Origin of the sequence: Agrococcus citreus (genome assembly GCF_039527715.1) — a bacterium.
Taxonomy (GTDB): domain Bacteria; phylum Actinomycetota; class Actinomycetes; order Actinomycetales; family Microbacteriaceae; genus Agrococcus; species Agrococcus citreus.
Genome location: NZ_BAAAKK010000005.1, coordinates 16,115 through 34,313 on the forward strand (window position 1 = coordinate 16,115; position 18,199 = coordinate 34,313).

The 18,199-nt window shown below is 72.6% G+C and carries 21 protein-coding genes and 1 pseudogene; 11 read left to right on the forward strand and 11 right to left on the reverse strand.

What is annotated here, in order from left to right:
* The 3 genes and pseudogenes from ABD106_RS14560 to ABD106_RS08810 all read right to left on the reverse strand — a co-directional run.
* A pseudogene (locus ABD106_RS14560) lies at positions 1-893 on the reverse strand (metal ABC transporter permease); the annotation flags it as partial.
* The gene (locus tag ABD106_RS08805) at positions 890-1,714 is read right to left on the reverse strand and encodes a metal ABC transporter ATP-binding protein (protein ID WP_343919477.1); all 825 of its coding nucleotides are present in this window, start codon (positions 1,712-1,714) and stop codon (positions 890-892) included. The pseudogene ABD106_RS14560 and the gene ABD106_RS08805, both read right to left, overlap by 4 nt.
* Positions 1,711-2,781: a metal ABC transporter substrate-binding protein gene (locus tag ABD106_RS08810; RefSeq protein ID WP_343919479.1), complete on the reverse strand. Its 1,071-nt coding sequence runs from the start codon at positions 2,779-2,781 to the stop codon at positions 1,711-1,713. Before ABD106_RS08810 ends, ABD106_RS08805 begins: the two co-directional genes overlap by 4 nt.
* A gap of 99 nt (positions 2,782-2,880) precedes the next feature.
* Between ABD106_RS08810 and nadE the strand changes: the two genes are divergently transcribed.
* A complete protein-coding gene (gene nadE, locus ABD106_RS08815; protein WP_343919481.1) occupies positions 2,881-3,726 on the forward strand; it encodes an ammonia-dependent NAD(+) synthetase in 846 nt (281 codons plus the stop codon).
* A 152-nt stretch (positions 3,727-3,878) separates the two neighbouring features.
* On the opposite strand, the gene ABD106_RS08820 is transcribed toward nadE, so the two are convergent.
* Genes ABD106_RS08820 through ABD106_RS08835 form a run of 4 tightly spaced genes read right to left on the reverse strand, consistent with a single transcriptional unit; the run spans position 3,879 to position 8,399 of the window.
* Positions 3,879-5,180, reverse strand: coding sequence for a dihydrolipoamide acetyltransferase family protein (locus tag ABD106_RS08820; RefSeq protein ID WP_343919483.1), 1,302 nt, complete (start codon positions 5,178-5,180; stop codon positions 3,879-3,881).
* Positions 5,181-5,203: 23 nt separating this feature from the next.
* On the reverse strand, positions 5,204-6,226 hold the full coding sequence (locus ABD106_RS08825) for an alpha-ketoacid dehydrogenase subunit beta (protein WP_343919485.1): 1,023 nt from the start codon (positions 6,224-6,226) through the stop codon (positions 5,204-5,206).
* A complete protein-coding gene (locus ABD106_RS08830; RefSeq protein ID WP_343919487.1) occupies positions 6,223-7,344 on the reverse strand; it encodes a thiamine pyrophosphate-dependent enzyme in 1,122 nt (373 codons plus the stop codon). Before ABD106_RS08830 ends, ABD106_RS08825 begins: the two co-directional genes overlap by 4 nt.
* A complete protein-coding gene (locus ABD106_RS08835) occupies positions 7,341-8,399 on the reverse strand; it encodes a histidinol-phosphate transaminase (protein WP_343919489.1) in 1,059 nt (352 codons plus the stop codon). The genes ABD106_RS08830 and ABD106_RS08835 overlap by 4 nt, the downstream gene beginning before the upstream one ends.
* Positions 8,400-8,475: 76 nt before the next feature.
* Between ABD106_RS08835 and ABD106_RS08840 the strand changes: the two genes are divergently transcribed.
* On the forward strand, positions 8,476-8,880 hold the full coding sequence (locus ABD106_RS08840; protein ID WP_343919491.1) for a phage holin family protein: 405 nt from the start codon (positions 8,476-8,478) through the stop codon (positions 8,878-8,880).
* A 32-nt stretch (positions 8,881-8,912) separates the two neighbouring features.
* Here ABD106_RS08840 and ABD106_RS08845 read toward each other — a convergent pair whose 3' ends face one another.
* Together ABD106_RS08845 and ABD106_RS08850 are read right to left on the reverse strand one after the other, a co-directional pair.
* Positions 8,913-10,502 (reverse strand): hypothetical protein, encoded by a 1,590-nt coding sequence (locus tag ABD106_RS08845; protein ID WP_343919493.1) that lies wholly within the window; start codon positions 10,500-10,502, stop codon positions 8,913-8,915.
* A 9-nt stretch (positions 10,503-10,511) separates the two neighbouring features.
* On the reverse strand, positions 10,512-10,766 hold the full coding sequence (locus tag ABD106_RS08850) for a hypothetical protein (protein ID WP_343919495.1): 255 nt from the start codon (positions 10,764-10,766) through the stop codon (positions 10,512-10,514).
* A gap of 126 nt (positions 10,767-10,892) precedes the next feature.
* On the opposite strand from ABD106_RS08850, the gene ABD106_RS08855 reads away from it, so the two are divergent.
* Complete coding sequence (locus tag ABD106_RS08855) at positions 10,893-11,405, forward strand: low molecular weight protein-tyrosine-phosphatase (protein WP_343919497.1); 513 nt, start codon at positions 10,893-10,895, stop codon at positions 11,403-11,405.
* Positions 11,406-11,414: 9 nt separating this feature from the next.
* Positions 11,415-12,794: an adenylosuccinate lyase gene (purB, locus tag ABD106_RS08860; RefSeq protein WP_343919499.1), complete on the forward strand. Its 1,380-nt coding sequence runs from the start codon at positions 11,415-11,417 to the stop codon at positions 12,792-12,794.
* A 34-nt stretch (positions 12,795-12,828) separates the two neighbouring features.
* On the opposite strand, the gene ABD106_RS08865 is transcribed toward purB, so the two are convergent.
* On the reverse strand, positions 12,829-13,278 hold the full coding sequence (locus ABD106_RS08865; RefSeq protein ID WP_343919501.1) for a hypothetical protein: 450 nt from the start codon (positions 13,276-13,278) through the stop codon (positions 12,829-12,831).
* A gap of 26 nt (positions 13,279-13,304) precedes the next feature.
* Positions 13,305-13,796, reverse strand: a complete 492-nt coding sequence (locus tag ABD106_RS08870; protein ID WP_343919502.1) for a hypothetical protein — start codon at positions 13,794-13,796, stop codon at positions 13,305-13,307.
* A gap of 89 nt (positions 13,797-13,885) precedes the next feature.
* Between ABD106_RS08870 and ABD106_RS08875 the strand changes: the two genes are divergently transcribed.
* From ABD106_RS08875 to ABD106_RS08905, 7 genes are all read left to right on the forward strand, one after another.
* On the forward strand, positions 13,886-14,902 hold the full coding sequence (locus tag ABD106_RS08875; protein WP_343919504.1) for a zinc-binding dehydrogenase: 1,017 nt from the start codon (positions 13,886-13,888) through the stop codon (positions 14,900-14,902).
* A 101-nt stretch (positions 14,903-15,003) separates the two neighbouring features.
* Entirely contained in the window at positions 15,004-15,717 is a 714-nt protein-coding gene (locus ABD106_RS08880; RefSeq protein WP_343921030.1) for a WXG100 family type VII secretion target, read from the forward strand.
* 6 nt (positions 15,718-15,723) lie between these two features.
* Positions 15,724-16,332 (forward strand): HNH endonuclease family protein, encoded by a 609-nt coding sequence (locus ABD106_RS08885; protein ID WP_343919506.1) that lies wholly within the window; start codon positions 15,724-15,726, stop codon positions 16,330-16,332.
* Positions 16,329-16,646, forward strand: coding sequence for a hypothetical protein (locus tag ABD106_RS08890; RefSeq protein WP_343919508.1), 318 nt, complete (start codon positions 16,329-16,331; stop codon positions 16,644-16,646). Before ABD106_RS08885 ends, ABD106_RS08890 begins: the two co-directional genes overlap by 4 nt.
* A 2-nt stretch (positions 16,647-16,648) precedes the next feature.
* Positions 16,649-16,969, forward strand: a complete 321-nt coding sequence (locus ABD106_RS08895; protein ID WP_343919510.1) for a hypothetical protein — start codon at positions 16,649-16,651, stop codon at positions 16,967-16,969.
* A 78-nt stretch (positions 16,970-17,047) separates the two neighbouring features.
* Positions 17,048-17,485 (forward strand): hypothetical protein, encoded by a 438-nt coding sequence (locus ABD106_RS08900; RefSeq protein ID WP_343919512.1) that lies wholly within the window; start codon positions 17,048-17,050, stop codon positions 17,483-17,485.
* 80 nt (positions 17,486-17,565) lie between these two features.
* Positions 17,566-18,126, forward strand: coding sequence for a GAD-like domain-containing protein (locus ABD106_RS08905; RefSeq protein WP_343919514.1), 561 nt, complete (start codon positions 17,566-17,568; stop codon positions 18,124-18,126).
* The last annotated feature ends 73 nt before the right edge of the window (positions 18,127-18,199 follow it).

Consider the following 18,199-nt stretch of genomic DNA (forward strand, 5'->3'; position numbering starts at 1 on the left):
CCCCCCCCCGCCGAAGGGGCCGCGCCCGCGCGACGACCGGCGCGCCCTCGCAGCGCCCCCGCGCCGAGCATGAGCACGTAGCCGACGATCATCGTGAGCGCGACGGTCGCACCGGGCGCGGCATCGACGCCGAGCTCGGCGAGCTGCACGACGAGCCACAGGCCGAGCCAGCCCGTGATGGCGCCGAAGGCGATCGCGACGACGACGGCCGTGCGCAGCGACCGCGTGACGGCGCGGGCCGCGGCGGCGGGCACGATGACGACGGCGAGCGCGAGCAGCGTGCCGACCGATGCGGATGCGGCGACCACCACGAGCGCGACCGCGACCGTGCCGACCATCTCGAGCGCGAGCACGGGCAGTCCCGCGCGGCGGGCGCCGGCCGCGTCGAACGCCGCGAACAGCTGCTGACCGGCGGTCGCGACCACGAGCACGACACCGACCGCCACGAGCGCGACCGCGATCCACAGGCCGCTCCACGTGATCGTGAGGAGGCGGCCGAAGAAGAAGTCGGAGAGGCTGCCCGCGACGCCCTGCGACGCGGAGACGAGCACGACGCCGAGCGAGAAGAAGCTCGTCAGCACGATCGCGACCGCGGTGTCGCGGGGCTGGCCGCGCCGGGCGATGAGCGCGAGCACGACGGCCGCGACGAGCGCGGCACCGAGCGCACCGGGCAGCAGGCCCGCCGCCCCGCCGAGGGCCGCGCCGATCGCGAGCCCGGGGAAGACCGCGTGCGTGAGCCCGTCGGCCGAGAACTCGAGCCGGCGCAGGTGGACGAGCATCCCGACGGTGCCGGCGGCGACGGCGAGCGCGATGAGCAGCAGCAGCGGCCGCGCCAGGAAGGGCACGGCGAAGGGCGTGAACGGGTCGAGCAGTGCCGCAGCGGCGGGCGTCATCGGGCGTCGAGCGGGGCTCGCGCGCCGTCATCCGCCTGCATCCGCGGGTGGTGCGCAGCGTGCTCGACCTCGTGGTGCTCGGTGGTGGCGAGCGTGTGCCCGTCGATCTCCATCACGTGCGAGGCGAACGCGGCCTCGACCCGCTCGAGGGTCAGCACGCAGCCGGTCTCGTCGAAGGCGATCTGACGCTGGTTGACGAGCAGGGTTCGGTCGCAGACCGCGCGGGCGAGCTCGAGGTCGTGGGTCGTGATGACGAGCGCCACGCCCTGCGCCTTGAGCGCGCCGATCGTCTCGAGCAGCGCCTCGCGCGAGCCCTGGTCGAGCCCGTTGAACGGCTCGTCGAGCAGCAGCAGCAGGGGCTCGCTCGCGAGCGCCCTCGCGAGCAGGCCGCGCTGGCGCTGCCCGCCGGAGAGGTCGCCGAAGCGGGTGCGGCGATGCTCGGTGAGCCCGACGGTCGCGAGCGCGTCGGCGACGACGCGACGGTCCCGGCCGCCCGGCCAGCGCAGGCCGAGCCGAGGCGTGCGGCCCATCGCGACGACCTGCTCGAGCGTCACCGGGAAGGCCGGGTCGATCTCGCTCGACTGCGGCAGGGCGCCGATCTCGCCGCGGCCGCTCGGCACGCGGAAGACGCGCGCATCGTGCTCGGCGAGCCCGAGCAGCCCCGCGAGCAGCGTCGACTTGCCGGCGCCGTTGGGGCCGATCAGCGCGACCGCCTCGCCCGCGCGCACCTCGAAGCTCACGTCGGTGAGCACCGGTGCGCCCCCGTACCCGAAGGAGGCGTCGGCGATCTCGACGATCGGGGTGCTGCGCTCCTGGGTCACAGGAGCGATTCTGGCACCGCGAGCGGCTCCGCGCCCCAGCCGGTCACGAGCGCGGTGGTGTTGTGGATCTGCGAGCCGATGTACGTGCCGGTCGCCGAGCCGTCGACGCCCAGTGCATCGGCCGCGAGCGCGTCCTCCCCCTCGCGCAGCTCGACGCCGGCCTCGCGCGCGATGGTGGCGGCGAGCTGCGGGTCGATCGCGTTCTCGCTGAACACGACCGGCGCGCCGCTCTCGCGGATCTCCGCGACGAGCTCGTCGATGTGCGCGGCGCTCGCGTCGGCGCTGTCGTCGATGCTCGGCAGCACGGTGCCCACGACCTGCACGTCGAACGCCCGCTCCATGTAGCCGAACGTGTCGTGCGTGGTGACGACGAGGCGCTCCTCGACCGGCACCTGCTCGATCGAGTCGCGCATCCACGTCTCGAGCTCGCGCAGCTGCGAGAGGTAGGCGTCGGCGGATGCGTCGATGCCGGCGTCGGGATCGGCGGCGAGCACCGCGTCGCGCACGGCCTCCGCCTGCACGATCGCGTTCGCCGGGTCGGTCCAGACGTGCGGGTCGAAGTCGCCGTGGTCATGGCCCTCGTGCGCGTCCTCGTCGGCGTGCTCGGCGTGCTCCTCGGCCGTCTCGCCCTCGTGGCCGTCCTCGGCCTCGTCGCCGTGATCGTGGCCCGCATGCGGGTCGTCCTCCGTCGCGATGAGCTCGATGCCGGCGGACGTGTCGACGACGGTCCCGGCGAACCCCGCCGCCTCGACGGTGTCGTCGAGCCACGTCTCGAGGCCCGCGCCGCTGATGAGCAGCAGGTCGGCGCGCGCGAGCGCCGAGAGCGCCGAGGGACCGGGGTCGAAGGCGTGGGCGGAGCTCCCGGGCTCCAGCAGGCTCGTCACGGTCGCCGCGTCGCCGACGACCTCGCGCGTGATGTCGGCGAGCTGCGTCGTCGTGGCGACGACCTCGAGCCGGTCGTCGACGACGGTGCCCGACGCCGCGCCGGCGCATCCCGAGAGCGCCAGTGCCATGACGCCGACGGCGCCCACTGCGGAGAGGTTGTGCATGAGGTCCTTGTCCAGCACGGGCTCTGCCGTGCACGCCAACGCTAGGGGTTGTTGAGAACGATTGTCAAACTCGTCCACGCAACACATCCGCAACATCTCGGGGCTAGGCTTCCCGCCATGGATCGCTCCACCGGTACGACGCAGTCCGACATCATCGCCGCCCTCGGCTCCCAGCCGTCGATCGACCCCGCCGCGGAGCTCGAGCGCCGCGTCGCCTTCCTGGTCGACTACCTCGCGGCGACGGGCGCCAAGGGCTACGTACTCGGCATCTCGGGCGGGCAGGACTCGACGCTCGCGGGCCGGCTCGCACAGCTCGCGGTCGAGCGCCGGCGGGAGTCCGGCCACGACGCGTCCTTCGTCGCCGTCCGCCTCCCCTACGGGGTGCAGCACGACGAGGACGATGCGCAGCTCGCCCTCGACTTCATCAGGGCCGACCGCGAGGTCGTCGTCGACGTGAAGCCGGGCGTCGATGCGCTCGAGGCGTCGATCGAGGCGGGCGTCGGCGAGGTGAGCGACTACCACAAGGGCAACGTGAAGGCGCGAGCCCGCATGATCGCGCAGTACGCGATCGGCGGCCAGCTCGGTCTGCTCGTGCTCGGCACCGACCACGCCGCCGAGGCGGTGACGGGCTTCTACACGAAGTTCGGCGACGGCGGCGCCGACGTGCTGCCGCTCTCGGGACTCACGAAGGGCCAGGGCAAGCAGCTGCTGCGGCAGCTCGATGCGCCCGAGCGGCTGTGGCAGAAGGAGCCGACCGCCGACCTGCTCGACGGCAAGCCAGGGCAGGCCGACGAGGCGGAGCTCGGCCTCAAGTACCGCGACATCGACGCGTTCCTGCAGGGTGAGGAGGTCCCCGCCGAGGCGGCGGAGGCCCTCACCGACCGCTTCCTCCGCACCGAGCACAAGCGGCGGATGCCCGTCGCGCCCGACGACGACTGGTGGCGCCGCCCGCTCGCCGAGTAGCACGCGGAAGGCGTCGTCGGGGTTCGACTGCATGAGCGCCCATGCCTCCACGTAGGCCGCGCACTGCTCCGAGAACGGGCGAACCTCGGGCGCGATGAGCGGTGATCTCGGCTCGCGGCCGGCTCCGCCGGCTACGGCTCGATCCGCGGGGGTCAGTCGAGCAGCAGCGCCGGCTCCTCGAGGATCGACGCGACGTCGGCCACGAACCGGCTGATGACGTCGCCGTCGATCGCGCGGTGGTCGAACGAGCCGCCCACGGTCGTGACCCAGCGCGGGCGCACCTCGCCGTCGACGACCCACGGCTTCTGCCGGATCGTGCCGAGCGCGAGGATGCCCGTCTCGCCCGGGTTGAGGATGGGCGTGCCGGTGTCCATGCCGAACACGCCGATGTTCGTGATCGTGAACGTGCCGTGCTGCATGTCGCTCGGCTGCGTCCTGCCCTCGCGCGCCGTCGTCGTCAGCTGCTGCAGCGCCTTCGCGAGCTCGAGCAGCGACATGCTCTGCGCGTCCTTGACGTTCGGCACGAGCAGCCCGCGCGGCGTCGCGGCAGCGATGCCGAGGTTGACGTAGTGGTGCACGACGAGCTCGTCGCCCGTGAAGGTCGAGTTCACCTGCGGCGACCTGCGGATCGCCCACAGGATCGCCTTCGCCATGATGAGCAGCGGCGACACCTTGACGTCGGCGAAGTCGGTCGACGCCTTCAGCCGCTGCACGAACTCCATCGTGCGCGTCGCATCCACGTCGGTGAAGACCGACACGTGCGGCGCGGTGAACGCGGAGTCGACCATGCCCTGCGCGATCACCTTGCGCACGCCCTTGACGGGGATGCGCTCCTCGCGCCCGCCCGACCACTCGGGTGTCTCGAGGTTGCGGAACACGCTCGCCTGCTGCGCCGACTGCACGACGTCGTCGCGCGTCACCTCGCCCGCGAGCCCCGTGCCCGCGACGGCCGAGAGGTCGACGCCGAGGTCCTTCGCGAGCTTGCGGATCGGCGGCTTCGCGATCACCGGCGAGGCGGATGCCGCGGGCACCGAGGCGGGCGGGCTCGGCCGGCCGCCGCTCGCGCGCGCCGGCGGCGGCACGTCGCGCACGGTGTGGGGCTTGCGGCGGCGCGTCTCGGCACCGCCGCGGACGCCGTAGCCGACGAGCACCGCGCCGCCGTCCTCGTCGCGGTCGACCGTCTGCTGCGTGTCGAGCGTCGTCTCGACCGCCTGCCGATCGCCGCCGGAGACGCGGATGATGGGGGTGCCGACCTCGACGGTCTGCCCCTCCTCGACGAGCAGCGCCTCGACGGTGCCCTCGAAGGGGCTCGGCAGCTCGACGAGCGACTTCGCGGTCTCGACCTCGAGCAGCACGTCGTTGACGTGCACCGTGTCGCCCGGCTGGACGCGCCACGTGACGATCTCGGCCTCGGTGAGGCCCTCGCCCGGATCGGGCAGCCTGAACTCCTGCATGGATCGTCCTTCGGTCGGTCGGGTCAGTAGGCCAGCGAGCGGTCGACCGCGTCGAGCACGCGGTCGGCGTCGGGCAGGTAGATGTCCTCCAGCTGCGCGGGCGGGAAGGGGGTGTCGAAGCCGGAGACCCGCAGCACGGGCGCCTCGAGCGAGTAGAAGGCGCGCTCGGCGATCGTCGCCGCGACCTCGGAGCCGACCGACGCGTGGCCAGGCGCCTCCTGCGCGACGACGACGCGGCCGGTGCGCTGCGCCGACTCGACGAGCGGCGCCCAGTCGATCGGCGACAGGGAGCGCAGGTCGAAGACCTCGCACGACGTGCCCTCGCGCTCGGCGATCTGGGCCGCCTGCAGCAGCACGTGCACCATGGCGCCGTGGCCGATGAGCGTCACGTCGCGGCCGGGCTTCGCGATCACCGCGCGATGCAGGTCGGCGGCGGGCGCCGAGAGCACCTCGCCCTTCGACCAGTACTTCGACTTCGGCTCGAGGAAGATCACCGGGTCGTCGTTCTCGATCGCCTGCCGCAGCATCCAGTGGGCGTCGTTCGCCGTCGACGGGCTCACGACCCGCAGCCCCGCGGTGTGCGCGAAGTACGCCTCGGGGCTCTCCTGGTGGTGCTCGACCGCGCCGATGTGCCCGCCGTAGGGGATGCGGATGACGACGGGCATCGACAGCCGGCCGCGGTGCCGCGCGGTCATCTTCGCGAGCTGCGAGACGATCTGGTCGAAGCCGGGGTAGACGAAGCCGTCGAACTGGATCTCGATCACCGGCCGGTAGCCGCGCATCGCGAGGCCGATCGCGGTGCCGATGATGCCCGCCTCGGCGAGCGGGGTGTCGAGCACGCGGTCGCCCCCGAACTCGGCGTGCAGCCCGTCGGTGATGCGGAAGACGCCGCCGAGCGGGCCGATGTCCTCGCCCATGAGCAGCACCTTCTCGTCGGCGCGCATCGCCTCGCGGAGCGCCGAGTTCAGCGCCTTCGCGATCGGCATGGTGACGGATGCCGCGGGCTGCGCCGGGCGGGTCGGGCCGGCCTGCTCGATCTGCGTCATGCCTCGCCTCCGAAGCCGGCCTCGAACTCGGCGAGCGCCCGCTTCTGCTCGAGCATGAGCGGGTGCGGCTCGCTGTACACGTGGTCGAAGATGTCGTCGCTCGCGGCCGATCCCGCCTCGAGGGTGCGGCGGCGCATGTCTGCGGCGAGCTCGGTCGCCTCCCGGTCCTGCTCGGCGAGGGTCGCGTCGTCGACCCCGAGCTCGCGCAGGTGCGCCGCGAGCCGCGCGATCGGGTCGCGGCGGCGCCACGACTCCTCCTCCTCGGAGGGCCGGTAGCGGGTGGGGTCGTCGCTCGTGGTGTGCGCCCCCATGCGGTAGGTGTCGGCCTCGACGTAGCCGGGGCGTCCCTGCCTCGCCGCGTCGAGCATCCGCCGGGTCACCGCGAACGACGCGAGCGGGTCGTTGCCGTCGACCCACGCGGCGTCGAGGCCGAAGCCGCGGGCGCGCTCGTGGAGCGGGAAGCGGCTCTGCCGCGTCGACGGCACCGAGATGGCCCACTTGTTGTTCTGCACGAAGAAGACGACCGGCGCGTCGTAGCTCGCGGCGAACACGAGCCCCTCGCTCGCGTCGCCCTGGCTCGCGGCGCCGTCGCCGTAGAACGCCATGACGGCCTCGTCGGTCGACGGGTCGCCCGTGCCGCACTTGCCGTCGAAGCGGATGCCCATCGCGTAGCCGGTCGCGTGCAGCGCGTGCGTGGCGATCACGAGCGAGTAGATGCGCATGCCGCGCGTCTCGAGCGGGTCCCAGCCGCCGTGGACGGCCCCGCGGAAGATGTCGATGATCTGCAGCATGTCGACGCCGCGGTGCAGCGCGAGCAGGTGCTCGCGATAGGAGGGGAAGAGCGTGTCCTGGTCGCGCGACGCCCAGGCGGCGCCGACCTGCGCGCCCTCCTGACCGATCGAGGGCACCCACAGGCCGAGCTTGCCCTGCCGCTGCAGGTGGCCGGCCTCGATGTCGAAGCGGCGCGTGCGCAGCATCTCGCCGTGCATCGCGAGCCGGTCAGCCGTCCCGAGCTGCGCCGCGAGCTCGCGCCACTCGGCGTTCTCGTCGGTCTCGACGAGCGAGCCGTCGGCGTCGAGCAGACGGATCGGCTCGGTCGCGACGTCTGCTCGGGTCACTGCAGCGCCTGGATGTCGACGGCGGCCGCGACGATGTGGTCGTCGGCCTCCGGCTCCCCCACCGAGATGCGCACGCCGTCGGCGAAGACCTTCGCGACGATGCGGTGGGCGAAGAGGATGTCGTGGATGGCCTCCTCCTGCCCGGCGCGGGACGGGATCCACACGAAGTTGGCGAACGGCCGCGGCACCGGCACGCCGGCGTCGACGAGCCGCTGCCACAGCGCGTCGCGCTGGGCGACGAGCACCTCGATGCGCGCGTACGTCTCGTCGCGGTGGGCGAGCGCCGCGATGGCGGCCGACGACGCGAGCGCGGTCTGCGACAGCGGCACGCCGGTGAGGTCGGCGCCGCGCAGCACGCCCGGGTCGCCGACCGCGAAGCCGACGCGGAGGGCGGCGAGGCCGTGCGCCTTCGAGAAGGTGCGCAGCACCACGAGGTTGTCGTGCGCGCGCTGGAGCGCGATGCCGTCGACCTTCGGCCCCTGCACGAACTCGATGTAGGCCTCGTCGAGCATGATGAGCACGTCGGAGGGCACCCGCGCGATGAACGCGTCGAGGGCCGCGGGATCGACGACGGTGCCGGTGGGGTTGTTGGGGCTGCAGACGATGACGGCGCGCGTGCGGTCGGTGATCGCGTCGGCCATCGCGTCGAGGTCGTGCGCGTGGTCGGCGTCGACCGGCACCTCGACGGGCGTCGCGCCGCCCGTGCGGACGAACAGCGGGTACGCGTCGAACGATCGCCAGGCGTAGACGACCTCGTCTCCGGGGCCGGCGACGGCGTGGATGAGCTGCTGCAGCAGCGAGGCGGAGCCGTCGCCGATCAGGATGCGCTCGGCGTCGACGCCCAGCTCGGTCGCGAGCGCCGCCTTGAGGGCGGGCGCGCCGGGCGCCGGATAGCGGTTGACCCGCAGGGCCTCCCGCTGCACCGCCTCGACCACCGCGGGCAGCGGTGGGAACGGGTTCTCGTTGCTGGAGAGCTTGAAGCCCCCCTCGGGCGCGGGCCGTCCCTGCTGGTACGGCGGCACGGCCGCGATCTCGGCTCGAAGTCGCACAGTCACCGGTTCAGGCTATTGCGCGTGAAGGCCAGGGTGGGGATATGGGCCCGTCTCGGCCGATGGATGGGATGATCGCCGCATGCGCTTCCTGCTCCGCGTCGCCTTCACCGCTGTGGCCATCTGGCTCGTCACCCAGTTCGTCCCCGGCGTCAGCATCGTGCCCATCGGCGACGCGTGGTGGGAGGTCGCGCTCACGACCCTCGGCGTCGCGCTCGTGTTCGCGATCGTGAACGCGACGATCGGCAACGTCATCCGCATCGTCGCCTTCCCGCTCTACATCCTCACCCTCGGCATCGTCGCCCTCTTCGTGAACGCCTTCCTGCTCATGATCGTCCACTGGCTCTCGGAGCTCGTCGGCTACGGGATCCAGGTCGAGTCGTTCTGGTGGGGCATGCTCGCGGCGGTCTGCATCGCGTTCCTCACCTGGCTCATCACGATCGTGACGCGCCCGATCTTCGGCAAGGAGCGGCCGCGGGAGCGTTGACCCTCGGGCGGGCGTGATCTCGATGTGGGGAATCAGGAGCGCCGGACCTCCACGCTCCACCCCGCGACCCCCGTCGCACCGGCGTTCGCCTCGCGCAGCCGCTCCGCGTAGCTCGAGACGTAGAAGTCCGGCGGACGCGAGAGCGACTCGGCGTACTCCTCCCCCGAGTGCCGAGCGCCGAAGCCCGTGCCGTGACCGCCCGCGCTCTCGAACAGCACGGTGGTCGGCCCGTCGCCGTCGCCGATCCCGTCCATCGCCGCTGCCGGGTCGCCCTCGTGCGCGACCGAGAGCACCGCGACGTCGCGCGGCAGCTCGGTGCCCGCGACCGGTCCCGCCACGAGCAGCGCCGTCTCGACGCGGAACCGCTCGCTCGCAGCCACGTTCGCCGCGGCGGCTGCACCCTGCGAGTAGGCGAAGAGGTCGACCGGGTCGTCGGCGCCGATGCCCGCCGACTCCATCGCCTCGGCGAGCGCCGCGTCGGAGCCGAGCAGCGCGCGCGGTGTCGACCCTGCGTTCTCGACGTTCGCGAGACCGTCGAGGCCGGTGGAGTCGTCGGGCAGCCACGCCTGCGTGCCCCGCACGAACACCTGGAAGCGCCGACCGCCGTCGGGCATGCGGTGCTCGTGGATCGTGATCTGCTGGTCCTGCGCGAGGATCACGCGCATCGCCTCGCCCGGGGAGGTCACCGGCCGCGGGCGCAGCGGCGCGGCGCGCACGGCCGTCGCCCGGACGGGCTGCAGGCCCGCGCCGGCCCGCACGCCGAGCCCGATGCCTGCGGCGAGCGCCGCGAAGAGCTCGTCGTCGCCGATCGTCGCCTCGAGCTGCGCCGCGACCGGCTCCGGGATGCGCAAGAGGCCCGCGAGCGCCTCGTCGGTCGACTCGACGGCGATCGCGAGCGCCGGCACGAAGCCGGGCGTCGCGAGCAGCGCCTCGCCCGCCCGGTCCCAGAACCCCGCGGCCTGCGCCATGAAGCGGTCGAGCGGCACGCCCGCCGCGCGCGCGTGGGCGACGACGGCGGCGACGTGGTGCGGATGCGTGGCGGCGAGCTGCGCGGCGAGCGGCACGACCACGAGCCCGACGGACAGCGCGGCGCCCGCCCCGAGCAGCAGCGCCGCCGTCCAGGGCGCGGCGACGCCCGCGGCGGCCATGAGGAGCGCGGGTGCGGCGGCGCCGAGCGCGTGCGCGGCAGTGCCTGCGACCTCCTCGACGAGCCCGAGCACCGCGTCGGAGGCGAGCTCGTACGCGCGGCCCGCGAGCATCGTGTCGTCGTGCAGCCGATCGAGCTCGGCGACGAGCGCGCTGATCGCGACGATGCGCGCGTCGATCTCGGCGGCGCACGCGCGCAGTCCGGCGACGTCGACCCCGGGGGCGGCCGTGAGCCCCAGCATCGGCGCCACCCGCAGCGCCAGCATCGCTCGCCGCGCCAGCCACGACGCATCGCGCAGCCGCGCGCACGCGACGCCCGTCACCGTGCCGTCCCACGCCGCGACGCTCGGCTTCGCGCCGAACCCCGCGGTGGCGCCACCGATCGCGCCGCCGCCGCCCGACCGGCTCGCCGCCGCACCGAGCGCACCGGCGCCGCCGATGTCGCCACCCCCGCCCTCCCAGTCCTGACCGCCCACGCGCACCCCTCAGACCGAGCCGCGGATGGCGAGCGCCAGCAGCCGGAGGTCGTGCTCCTCCCCCGCCAGGCGGTCGTGCAGCCGCAGCCCTCGAGCATCGAACGCGTCGCGCGCCGGCCCGAGCCAGCCGTCCTGGCCGCGCAGCACCACGAGCGCCGCCGCCTGATCGACGAGGCGCGCGGCGCGGAGCACCGCCGCCTCGGCCGCATCCGCTTGCGCGACCGCCTTCGCCCGTTCCGCCGCAGCCGCATCCGTCATCGTCATGGAGGCCTCCCGAGCACGCACCATGGCACCGGTGCAGCGGCGCCGGTGCTGCACCAGGAGCGGGCTGTGGAGAGATCCGCTCGAGACTCGCGCTCGGCGCGCCCCAGGGTTTGCGAGAATGAGCGCGTGACCATCGACCGGGAGCTCGCCGATGCGACGCGCTTCCGCGTCTGCTTCGTCTGCACGGGCAACATCTGCCGCTCCCCCATGGCCGCGATCGTCTTCGAGCAGCTCGCGAAGCGGCACGGCGTCGCCGACCGGCTGCACATCGCGAGCGCCGGCATCAGCGACTACCACGTGGGCGAGATCGCCGACCCGCGCACGCTCACGGTGCTCTCGGAGGCCGGCTACGAGGGCGGCGCGCATCGCGCCAAGCAGTTCAAGCCGCGCTGGCTCGAGGACTTCGACCTCGTCATCGCGTTCGACCGTGGCCAGGAGCGAGCGCTGCGCTCGCTCGCGAGGGGTGACGAGCAGCTGTCGAAGATCCGCCTGCTGCTCTCCTTCGACCCCGACGCCACCGCATTCGACGTGCCCGACCCGTACTACTCGGAGGACGCCTTCTTCGGCACCGTCCTCCGCCAGATCGAGACCGCCGTCGGCAGGCTGTTCCGCCAGATCCAGCCCGCCATGCGCCCCTGAAGGAGTCCCATGCCGCTGCCCATCCAGCCCCTCTCGCCCCTCGACGGCCGCTACCAGCGGCAGACCGCCGGCCTCGCCGAGCACCTCTCCGAGGCGGGCCTCAACCGCGCCCGCGTGCACGTCGAGGTGGAGTGGCTGCTGTGGGTCGCCGAGCACCGCCTCTTCGGCGCAGCGCCCGTCGACGCCGCGGACGCCGAGGCGCTGCGCACGTGGGCGGCGGGCTTCGGGCAGGCCGAGATCGACTGGCTCGCCGAGAAGGAGGCCGTCACGCGCCACGACGTGAAGGCCGTCGAGTACCTCGTGCGCGACCGGCTGCAGCAGCAGGGCCTCGAGCGGCTCTCGGAGGCCGTTCACATCGCGTGCACGAGCGAGGACATCAACAACCTCTCCTACGCGCTGACGATCCGGGCCGCGGTCGCCGACGTGTGGCTCCCCGCGCTCCGCGCCGTCATCGACCGCCTCCGCGAGCTCGCGCTCGAGCAGCGCGACCGCCCGATGCTCTCCCTCACGCACGGCCAGCCCGCGACGCCGACCACGCTCGGCAAGGAGCTCGCGGTCGTCGCCTGGCGGCTCGAGCGGCAGGCGAAGCGCATCGCCGAGGTCGAGGTGCTCGGCAAGTTCTCGGGCGCGACCGGCACCTTCTCGGCCCACCTCGTGGCCGAGCCGCACGCCGACTGGCCCGCCACGGCATCCGCGTTCGTCGAGCACCTGGGCCTCACCTGGAACCCGCTCACGACGCAGATCGAGTCGCACGACTGGCAGGCCGAGCTCTTCGGCGCGATCTCGCACGCCGGCCGCATCCTGCACAACCTCGCGACCGATGTGTGGACGTACATCATGCTCGGCGCGTTCACGCAGATCCCCGTCGCGGGTGCGACGGGCTCATCGACGATGCCGCACAAGATCAACCCGATCCGCTTCGAGAACGCCGAGGCCAACCTCGAGATCGCATCGGCGCTGCTCGAGTCGCTCTCGGCGACGCTCGTCACGAGCCGCCTGCAGCGCGACCTCACCGACTCGTCGACGCAGCGCAACATCGGCGTCGCGCTCGGCCACTCGCTGCTCGCGCTCGACAACCTGCGGCGCGGCCTCTCCGAGATCGCGGTGTCGGATGCGGCGCTCGACGCCGCGCTCGACGGCAACTGGGAGGTGCTCGCCGAGGCGATCCAGACCGTCATCCGCGCCGAGGTGCTCGCCGGCAGCTCGTCGATCGACGACCCCTACGCCCAGCTCAAGGAGCTCACGCGCGGGCAGCACGTCGGGCAGCAGCAGCTCGTCGCGTTCGTCGACGGCCTCGACATCTCGGATGCGGCGAAGGAGCGGTTGCGCCGCCTCACGCCCGGCACCTACACGGGCGTCGCGAGCGAGCTCGTCGACCGCCTGCCGTAGGCCGTCGCGACGGCTTCAGCAAGCCTGGGTGGCGTCAGCGCTTGCCGTCGGAGACGGTGACAGAGCGCACGCTGCCGTGCAGGAACGCGATCGTGACGGTCGCGCCCGCAGTCGCGTACTGGAGCGCCGTGCGTCCGCGCTTGCTCGGCTGCCCGAGCCGGGCGACGACCGCGTCGGCGGTCGCGGTCCGCAGATCGAGCCCGTCGATGAGGCTGTCGGGGCCGGTCGTGGCGTCGAGCTGCGCGCTGCCGGCGACCTCGACCGATGCCTTGGCGAGCGCGCCGCCGCGGAACTGCAGCCGGATCCCGTCGGCAGCGCTCTCGATCACGATCCACTCGTCCCCGCTCGCGGGGTCGACGAAGGGCGCCGCCTCCCGGAAGTGCGGGGAGGCCTGCAGCAGCTCGAGCACCCGGGGGTCGTCCTTCGCGGCTCCCAGCAGCTCCGCGTAGCGGCCCAGCTCGCCGGTGATCGTCGTGCTCGTCACTCGTCCTCCTGTCGCGGCGGATGCCGTCAGATGTCGTTGCCCTTGGCGTGCTGCTGCGCGACGAACCGCGACATGAGCTCGCTCTCGAACGGCGCCTCGTCAGCCGGCGTCGTGAAGGCCTCACCGGTCTCGAAGCTTTGGATCAGCGAGAGCGCGCGGTCGCTCAGCAGCAGGTCGACGCGATCCTCGAGCACCACGTCGTCGGCCGGCCGCGATCCGGTCGGCACGAGTCGCTCCCAGCGCTCCGGGAAGGGGCGAGCGAGCGGCAGCATGTCGAACTGCTGCTCCTTCGTCACCACCGCATCCTCGAGCTCGAACCCGGTGAGGTCGGAGGCGCGCAGGGCGTCGGCGAGCGGTCCGGAGACGAGCCAGTAGCCAGAGGTCGTGACGATGTCGTCGCCGAGCCAGCCGGCGAACTCGTAGTGCAGCGGACCGGCGAGTGCGGGCTCGCGGCGAGGGTCGAAGTCGATCCCCTCGCCGAGCCCGCCGGCGACCTCTGCTTCGAAGCGGTGGTGCACTGCGCTGACCTCCGATGTGCGTGGCGTTCACCGTACCTCCAAGCTCCTGCGTGCAGAGGCTCCCGCATGTCGCGTGGCACGCTGGTGGCATGCGAGCGACGATCCTCCACGCCCCCGGTGACATCCGCGTCGAGACGTGGGCCGACCCGACCATCGAGCGCCCGACCGACGCGATCGTGCGCGTCGTCGCCGGTTGCGTGTGCGGCTCCGACCTGTGGTCGTACCGGGGCATCAACCCGGCATCCGACCCGCGCACGGTGGGCCACGAGGCGATCGGCGTCGTGGAGGCCGTCGGCGCCGATGTCGAGCGCGTGCGCGAGGGCGACTTCGTGATCGTGCCCTTCGACCACTGCTGCGGCCGCTGCGTGCACTGCCTCGCCGGCCAATCGCAGGGCTGCGTCGAGCTCGCCATGACGGCGAGCGGGCAGGCCGAGCTCACGCGCGTCACGAACGCCGACGCCACGTGCTTCGTGCTCGACGAGGCGCCCTCCCCCGATCGCCACGCCGCGGTGCTCGCGCTCAGCGACGTGCTGCCCACCGGCTACCACGCGGCCGTCTCGGCCGGCGTGCAGCCGGGCACGACGGCGGTCGTCGTGGGCGACGGCGCCGTCGGCCTCTGCGGCGTGCTCTCCGCCCGCCGCCTCGGCGCCGAGCGCATCATCGCCCTCTCGCGCAACCCCGAGCGGCAGCGCATCGCCACGGTCTTCGGCGCGACCGACCTCGTGCCCGAGCGCGGCGACGACGCCGTCGAGGTCGTGCGCGAGCTCACGGGCGGCGTCGGGGCGGATGCCGTGCTCGAGTGCGTCGGCACGGAGCAGTCGATGCTCACCGCGTTCTCCGTCGCCCGCCCGGGCGCGACGGTGGGCTTCGTGGGCGTGCCGCACGGCACGCAGATCCCCTGGCCGACGGCGTTCCGCGGCAACATCGGGCTGCGCGGCGGCATGGCGCCGGTCGTGCGGTACCTCCCGGAGCTCGTGCCGGCCGTGCTCGCGGGCGAGCTCGACGCATCCGCCGTCTTCGACCTCGAGCTGCCGCTCGCGGACGCCGCCGAGGCGTACCGCGCGATGGACGAGCGGCGAGCCATCAAGGTGCTGCTGCGGCCCTGAGGGACGGCCTCGACCCGGACGGGCAGTTCTGCCCATCGCCCTTCCCCGCGTCGTGGCCCTACCGTGAGCGCAACGCTAGACGGAGGTGATGTGTCGTGGCGATGAACCTGCCCGGTGAGCTGGTCTGGGTGCTCGACATGCTCGGCTACGACTGGCCGCCGCTCGACGAGGACGAGATGCGTCGCGCCGCCCAGATCATGCGGCAGTTCAAGGACGACATCGAGGGCACGATCGATGTCGCCGAGACGCGCGTGAAGGAGGGCGTTGGAGCTGCCCTCAAGGGGCAGGCCTCGACGTCGTTCAAGAGCGCCTGGGACTCCGACAGGTCGACGAACATCCAGAAGATGGTGGATGCGCTCGACCCGGTCGCGGGCGGCGTCGACATCGCGGCCGACGCCGTGGTGGCGCTCAAGGTGAAGGTGATCGCCGAGCTCGTGATCACCGCCGCGCAGATCGCCGCCGCCGCCGCGAGCGCGATCTTCACGCTCGGGGCGAGCCTGGCCGCGAACGCCGCGATCATCGCGCTGCGCAAGAAGGCGCTCGACGTGCTGACGAACATCATGGTCGACCAGCTCGCGCAGCAGCTGCTGCCCATGATCATCGAGCCGCTGCAGGGGCCGATGATGGACGGACTGACGGCGATGCTCGAGGCCGAGGTCGTCGAGGGCGCGATCGGCGACGTGAGCGAGTTCGAGGCCGACCTCGACGCGCTCGACCAGGCCGCCGGCGACCTCGAGTCGAACGCCGCGGACCAGGAGCGGCTCGCCGACGACTTCATCGCCCAGATCTCCTCCTGCCAGATCGTGACGGGGTAGCGCCGCATGTCGACCATCAAGATCATCGTGAAGGAAGCGATCGACACCATCCAGGAGATGGTGCCGAAGGTCGCTCGCGGGGTCGCCGAGAAGTCGGGCAGGCTCAGCACGAAGACCCGGCAGATCAAGCAGCAGATCGAGGCGAAGGACGCCGAGCTCGCCGCCGGGCAGAAGAAGCCCGACAAGGCGCCCGACCACGACGCTCCCGACCGCGTGACGCCCCAGGCGGACCGGCTCGAGGGGCCGCGCCTGCCGGAGCAGTACGAGGTCTACTACGAGATGACGCTCGACGAGGTCGACTGGGCGCGATCGCGCAGCGTGCACTTCAACCGCGCGAACGCCGCCCTCGACGAGGCCATGCAGACGGATGCCGACTTCCAGGACTGGATGGAGTCGGTCTCGCCCGGCATCGCCGATCGCGTGGCGCAGCCGGGCGGCCGCCGCAACCCGTCGCCGGCCGACTTCATCTGGCACCACGCGCACCCCGACACGGTGCTCGGACGGGACGGTGTGATGCAGCTCGTGCCCACGCCGCAGCACACGCCCGGATCGCTGTGGTGGGGTATTCTGCACCCGGGAAACCGCGGCGGCTTCGCGATCTGGGGGAAGAAGTGACGACGGAACGAGCGGTCTGGTTCACCGACGCGAACGGCGCTGAGCTCGAGGGAGCCGCGTCGATCGAGGTGCTCGACGCCCTGCTCGCCGACCTGCGCGACGCCGACGAGGAGCACGCCACCGTCTCGGTGACCGACTCCGACGAGTGGAACCTCGAGTTCGGCGCCGAGTCGGTGCTGCTCGAGAACGTGGGCCCCGACGGCGAGGAGGTCGGCACGCTGCCGCTCGCGGATGCCGCGGACGCTCGAGCCATCGCGGGCGAGTTCCTCGCGGGCGACTTCGCGGCGCTGCGCGCGCGGCCGTGGGAGCGCTGAGCATGGCCGAGACGATCGATCGCTACGCCGGTGCACCGATGGTGCGCTTCCTCGACGCCTACGTGCTCGACGCGATCGGCGCCCTCGACGACGCCACCCGCGCGACGATGGCGGGCAATGTCGCGCGCATCCGTCAGGCGCTGCGCGTCGACGGCGAGACGTGGCAGGACGTCGTCGAGACGGCCATGGCCATGCCCGACGATGCCGCCGAAGGCGTGCGCACGTCCTGGGCGATGTTCGTCGACGAGTGCTTCCGCACCGGCCAGACCCCCGACGCGCTCGCCTGGTCGCACGCGCTCGTCGACGCGCGCTTCCGGAGCTGACGCGGACGGCTTGCGGCCGAGCGATCGCGAGATCCGCGACCTCTACAACAGCGCGCTGAACCGGGAGCGAGGCATCGGATGACACCGCACGGCGAGATCACGACGTTCACGGATGCGCTGGGCAGCGCCATGAGTGACGAGCCCGCGCTCAGGGCCTTCGCCGCGGTCGATCTCCCCACGTCGCGCAGCGACTACGACCTCGGCGACAGCCATCGGACCTACCTCAAGGCCGAGGACAAGGGCGTCGAGTTCGTCTTCGAGGACGGACTGCTCCGCACGGTCTTCATCGCGACGGTCGACAGCCCGATTCGCGCGGCCTACCCCCGACCCGACGCGCTCATCGATGGCCTCTCCGGGACGGCCTCGCGCGCCGAGGTGCTCGCCCGCTTCTGCGAGCCGGAGTGGACGAGCGACGAGGCCGACCGCTTCCAGTGGGCGGCGGCCTGCTACGCGCGCATCGCGTACGAGGACGGCCGGGTCGTCAAGATCAGCGTGATGCGCGAAGTGCCGCAGTGATCGACGGCGAGATCCGGGCCTCGCTGAGCAACCTCGTCTTCCAGCATCCACTCCCGCTCGCTCGTCGATAGGGTCGCTCCGTGATCGCGATCCCGGACTTCGTTCCGCATGCGCCGGTGCCCGCCGATCTGATCGACGCCTATCGCGACAGGGTCCCGGAAGAGCTCGTCGAGCTGTGGCAGGAGTACGGCTTCGGAACCTTCGGCGAGGGGTTCGTGCGCGTCATCGACCCGCGCGCCTACGAAGCGGGCATCGGCGACGTGCTCGGCAAGGTCACGAAGCAGCACATCGCCATCCCGATCATGGTGACCGGGTTCGCCGACGTCGTCACCTGGGATCCGGGCGACGGGGTGACGGGCATCATGTACCGCGTGGAGGACACCACCGGCCTCGGCTCGACGGTCTCCACCTTCGTGAAGCTCACGGTCGGGGACGGCGCGAAGCACCTGGACCGCAAGTTCGACTGGGGACTCTTCCCACGAGCCGTGGCGACGCACGGCGCCCTCGCGTTCGACGAGTCGTTCGTGTTCGTGCCGCTGCTGTCGCTCGGCGGGCCGAAGGACGTCGCGCACCTCCAGCCGCGCAAGACCATCGAGGCGATCCGCACGATGGTCGAGCTCCAGGGCGTCATCGAGCACTGAGCCGCTTGGCGAACCGCGTCCATCAGGGCGCGCGGTGCGCGAGGCGAAGCGACACGACGCTGCCCGCGCCGAC